The sequence below is a fragment of the Trichocoleus sp. FACHB-40 genome (assembly GCF_014695915.1).
GTDB classification, from domain to species: domain Bacteria; phylum Cyanobacteriota; class Cyanobacteriia; order Cyanobacteriales; family FACHB-T130; genus Funiculus; species Funiculus sociatus.
In genome coordinates this window covers 1-4,737 of the sequence record NZ_JACJPF010000011.1, presented here as the reverse complement: position 1 = coordinate 4,737, position 4,737 = coordinate 1, and the positions used below count along the sequence as shown (strand labels likewise).

Annotated in this window: 3 protein-coding genes and 1 pseudogene; 1 reads left to right on the top strand and 3 read right to left on the bottom strand. The window is 45.5% G+C overall.

The genetic code is table 11. From position 1 onward, the window contains the following. Positions 1 to 155, top strand: a pseudogene (locus H6F63_RS00225) (IS630 family transposase); the annotation flags it as partial. A 542-nt stretch (positions 156 to 697) separates the two neighbouring features. Here the strand turns inward: H6F63_RS00225 and H6F63_RS00220 are convergent. The 3 genes from H6F63_RS00220 to glyQ all read right to left on the bottom strand — a co-directional run bounded on the left by H6F63_RS00220 (position 698) and on the right by glyQ (position 4,479). Beyond that, positions 698 to 2,977, bottom strand: a complete 2,280-nt coding sequence (locus H6F63_RS00220; protein ID WP_190633879.1) for a ComEC/Rec2 family competence protein — start codon at positions 2,975 to 2,977, stop codon at positions 698 to 700. Beyond that, positions 2,977 to 3,456 carry a DUF4079 family protein gene (locus tag H6F63_RS00215; RefSeq protein ID WP_190633881.1) on the bottom strand — a complete coding sequence of 160 codons (480 nt, stop codon included), beginning with the start codon at positions 3,454 to 3,456 and terminating at the stop codon, positions 2,977 to 2,979. Before H6F63_RS00215 ends, H6F63_RS00220 begins: the two co-directional genes overlap by 1 nt. A 129-nt stretch (positions 3,457 to 3,585) precedes the next feature. Continuing rightward, the gene (gene glyQ / locus H6F63_RS00210) at positions 3,586 to 4,479 is read right to left on the bottom strand and encodes a glycine--tRNA ligase subunit alpha (RefSeq protein WP_190633877.1); all 894 of its coding nucleotides are present in this window, start codon (positions 4,477 to 4,479) and stop codon (positions 3,586 to 3,588) included. Positions 4,480 to 4,737 lie beyond the last annotated feature (258 nt).

Genomic DNA, 4,737 nt, shown 5'->3' with positions numbered 1-4,737 from the left:
AACTTGTTTGGCATTCAGCTAAAGAATATATAGCTCATAGACTATTTGAGTCAGCAGAACAACTAGAAGAGTTGTTAAATAAATTACTAAATGAAGGAGGACTTATTATTAAATGGGAACGAAAAATTAAAAACAAAGGTAATGCTGTTTATTAAATTTAGCTGCTACGCAGCTTATCCAACAGTTCTCGTTTCGTCCAATCACAGTGTCTTGTCTGCTTCTCCACTGCCAATATCTGGGCCAGGACGGGCTCAAGAATTTCCCATTCTTCGTCGGTGAGACTGCTGGAGTACGGCATGGTGAGTAGGATATGGCTTTTGCGCTACCTTAAGTCAACCGAGTCAGAGATGTCAAATGGGTTCTATAGTGCAAAAGCGCCTCAATTTTCTCTGCTTCGTTATCGGGTAATGGTGCATTTCATCTTGGAGTCTCATCCACCGCTCTTTGCCGCGCTGGAGGTGAGTAAACGGGTTCTTTTGATTTAATACTGACAACAATCTAACCAAAATTATTCGAGCCTCCAAGTCTCCATTATCGGACTGCTGCTTCAGGTGTGCTTCTGAAGTTAACTTACGGCTAGATCGATAGTTGAGTTTGAGTCAGAAAATTTTGCTGTCTCAATCACGGTAGTCTGAGCCTTAAATCGGTTATCTACTCAAGCTTTACCTCTACGCTGGGGAAATATCACCCCCCATTCCTAATAGCTAATACCGACATCATTTTCTGTTGCTTCCAGCGTTGTCTCAAAGGCACCACTAGGAGTCCACTGGATTGCCCCATCACGTTCGGTTGTATATAATTTGGTGTTAATTTTACGCAGAGTTTGTGCCGTTTCTGGATCGATGGTAGCAGATGAGGCGATCGCTACCTTTGGTTGCATCTTTTGCAATACATCAGCTTGTAAACTTTCTCCAGACCACCAAAGCACCTGAACAGGCGGTAATTGTTTTAAGAGCGCTAACTTTCTTTCATTTTCCTCTGGCTTAAAGTTTCCCAACACTAACCAACTCTGTCCGCTGATTTGCAGTTGTACCACTGGCGGTTGGCTATTAATTAACTTGATGGCTGAAGTTCCAATAGCTACACTTCGACCAACTGGCAATGCTTGAGGCGGAATCTTTACACCTAGAGTCCAAAGTTTACTAATAGAGGCAGTGTTAGCGTAAAAGGTTGACACTGGGAGTCGTTCCATAATCTTAGCCCAGCCACTTCTAGGACTAAGTTGAGAATCCGTAACCACAGCCCAGTCAATTTGATTGACACCCTGCTGTTGTAAAAAAGGCAGCACAGTAAAATTGGCTGTACTGTCATCCCCACTATTAACCAGCGTAACTTCCCCTTTGTCTTGAATCACCAAAACTGGTTCTCCCGGCGTAGAAAGCACCGTGACTCGAAACAAAGTTGCTTTTGTCTGCCAAACCGGGAGAACAACCAGAGTAGTAGCAATAATCGCAGCAAACCACCAACGCCGACACCACCACTTGTTGAGCCAAGCTAGACTAATTAAACCGTATAGCACCAATACTTGAAATATTGAAATAGTGCCAACAGCAATTGAGTTTCCCGGCAAAGAGCTGAAAAACTGCACAAGCAAAATCAGCCAGTGAGTAGGGTAATACAATAACCAAGCTAAGGTGCTTCCCGCCAAAGGCCAAATTAATCCGGCTAAGGCGCTGAGAATTCCTCCAATACTAATGACAGATAAAAAGGGAGTGCTAATGATGTTTGCCAGGATACTGTAGGGAGATACGACACCAAAGACAAAAAGTTGTAGAGGTAAAACCCACGGTAAGACGGCAATTGGCAGCGCAAATAAGGATGCGATCGCAAGCGGCAACCAATCAAACCACTTTATTATCGCTGGCAGTGTGACTAACAATCCCAGCGTGGCTAGAAAACTCAGCTGAAACCCCAAATTCCAGATCCACAACGGATTAAATAACAGCAATACCGTGGCAGCAAGCAGGAGCGAACCTAGTGGCTTGACTTTGCGTTGCATTGCTAAGGCGATTAACGCCCCAACTCCCATTACCCCTGCTCTTAAAACTGATGGTTGCACTCCTGTCAAGCAAATAAAAATAAGTATGGCAGCAATCCCAACGCCTAGTTGCGTCCTTACAGAAAAACGCCCAAAGGCAGCTATGACAAAACCTAGAATCAGAGAAATTTGAAATCCAGATGCTGCCAAAGCGTGAGCCAATCCCACCTGGATAAATTCATTTCGTACATCGTAGGGCAAATCTACCGCTTGACTTCCCATAACCATCGAACTGACAAGCTGCCCTTCTGGAGAGCCTAGCCAACGAACTTGAGAGTGGATGATTCGCTGCCTTACAGTCCAGAATCCCCAGCCACGTTCTTCCTGTTCATTGGGGAAACTAACCTGCCGTCCGCTTAGACCTGCAAAACCTCCTTCTCGCGCCAGGTAAGCCTGAAAATCAAAGGCACCGGGATTGCTAGCCTTTTTCGGTTTATACAATACTCCGGTAATTGCGATCGCTTCACCAGGATATAAACCAGTAGCTTGTAGTAAAGGCACAGTTACATATAACTTGCCCGTCACCCCCTGACTGACATCAGCTGGTTTGTTCTCGCCGTTTTTTACCTCATTTAATTTAGAAGCTTCCAACCAAAATTGCGATCGCTGACTTTGCGTTAGCCGAGGCGTACTAGCAATCTTTCCCTGAACCGTGACAACTTGCTCCTGCCCTTTACCATTTTGGGCATGAACAAACTTGCTGATGTCATTTGCTAAAGGTTGTGGCACCCGTGCTTGAAAATACAGTGTTGCCAGCAACCCCACAATTCCGACCGCCAGCCACACTTTTGCTTTAGGTCCAGTTCGCCAGAATTTAGGTACAACAAAAGCAGCCCCAATACCCAGAGCCAAAACTGCATACTTGCCCCACCAAACTGCCGTAGACAGTAAGCCCAAAATATAGGACAAGCTTAAAATTACACCAGCAGCCGAGTTCATCAGATAGCCAAACCTAGCTTCAAGCCCAGCACAGCGTGTACAAATAGCAGACAAAGTGCCGTAGTGCCTAAATAAGCATGAAATGTCCGCAGCACTACCTTATTACCCCCAAAGCCTATCATCGAAATCGTGCCATTAATTGCCAGCAATCCCAGCACAATAGAACCAGTCCAAAAATGCGGACTTTCCAGAATCGGCTGATCTTGCATTACTAACCACAAAACTCCGCCAGTATAACCTAGTGCTATAAACAGAAACATCCACGGTGCTAGCTTCCGGTGGTCAGCCAAACTTTTACTAGCGATCGCCGTATCCGCCGCCACCCGTCCGCGCCATCCGGCAAACCCTATAAAACTACCCATCACCAATACCACAATTGCCATCATCACCGGGTGTCCCCAATGTACAATCGAATCCGGAATTCCTAACTTTTCAAACTGGTTAGCAATTGGTTCCAAAACTTCACTCAGACTACCCACCCGCCTCACAGCCTCCTCTATCAACATAGGTTTGCCCAACTGGTTTATCAATTTTCAAAAGAATCTAACCCAGTCCCTTTACTCACTTAGGTAACTCAGATCACTATCCCCAAACTCCTGCACACTTGCTTAAGATACTTGCTGTGCAATTTCCTTTTGCTTGCATAGGGGAAATCCCAGACCTTCTCGTTGCTGCAAATATAACTCCGCGACTCGCCTTGCCAACTTGCGAATTCTGCCAATGTAGCGCGTCCGCTCCGTTACCGAAATCACCCCTCTGGCATCCAGCAAATTAAACGTGTGAGAACACTTTAAAACATAATCCAGGCTGGGTAACACAAGTCCGCGTCCAGTCAGTTGCTCTGCCTCCTGCTCGTATAGACCAAACAAAGTAAACAACAAATCTGGGTTAGATGCCTCGAAATTATAGATACACTGCTCAACCTCTCCCTGGAGGTGAACATCACCATAGGTAACGTTATCAGTCCAGCGAATCTTGGTAAACGCATCCACCTGCTGGAGATACATAGTTAATCGCTCCAGACCATAGGTAATCTCAATTGAGACAGGTCTACAGTCAAGGCCTCCGCATTGTTGAAAGTAAGTAAATTGGGTGATTTCCATTCCATCTAGCCATACTTCCCAACCTACTCCCCAAGCTCCTACTGTGGCATCCTCCCAGTTGTCTTCTACAAACCGGATGTCGTGATCTTCAGGGCGAATACCTAAAGCTCTCAAAGAGTCCAGATATATCTCTTGGATATTATCTGGCGAAGGTTTAATCAGAACTTGATACTGGTAATAGTGTTGGTAGCGATTAGGATTTTCACCGTAACGTCCATCTGTAGGGCGGCGGCAGGGTTCGACATAAGCCACAGCCCACGGTTCCGGCCCAAGACATCTTAAAAAGGTATTGGGATTTTTGGTGCCTGCCCCTTTTTCAATATCGTAGGGCTGAGCGATTAGGCAACCGCGATCACCCCAAAACTCATGCAACGTAGCAATCACCGACTGAAAATTCACAGTTCCCTTTCCTCAGGCGCTCAACGCATTACCCATTGTGGCGCAAATGCTCCCCCTCAAGAGCTTTTCAAGAATTTTCAAAAAGAAATTTTCCCAAACAGTTGACACATTGGGGAGAGAGTTGCTACATTAATAAAGCGGTCGAGAGAGACGAGCGAAAGCGAGACTCAAGCGAGCGAAGAGAACCTAGAAAAAATAATAGTTTGAAAGCCAGAGTAACACAATAACCTCGTCAAAGAAAATCGGATTAGGGGAGAA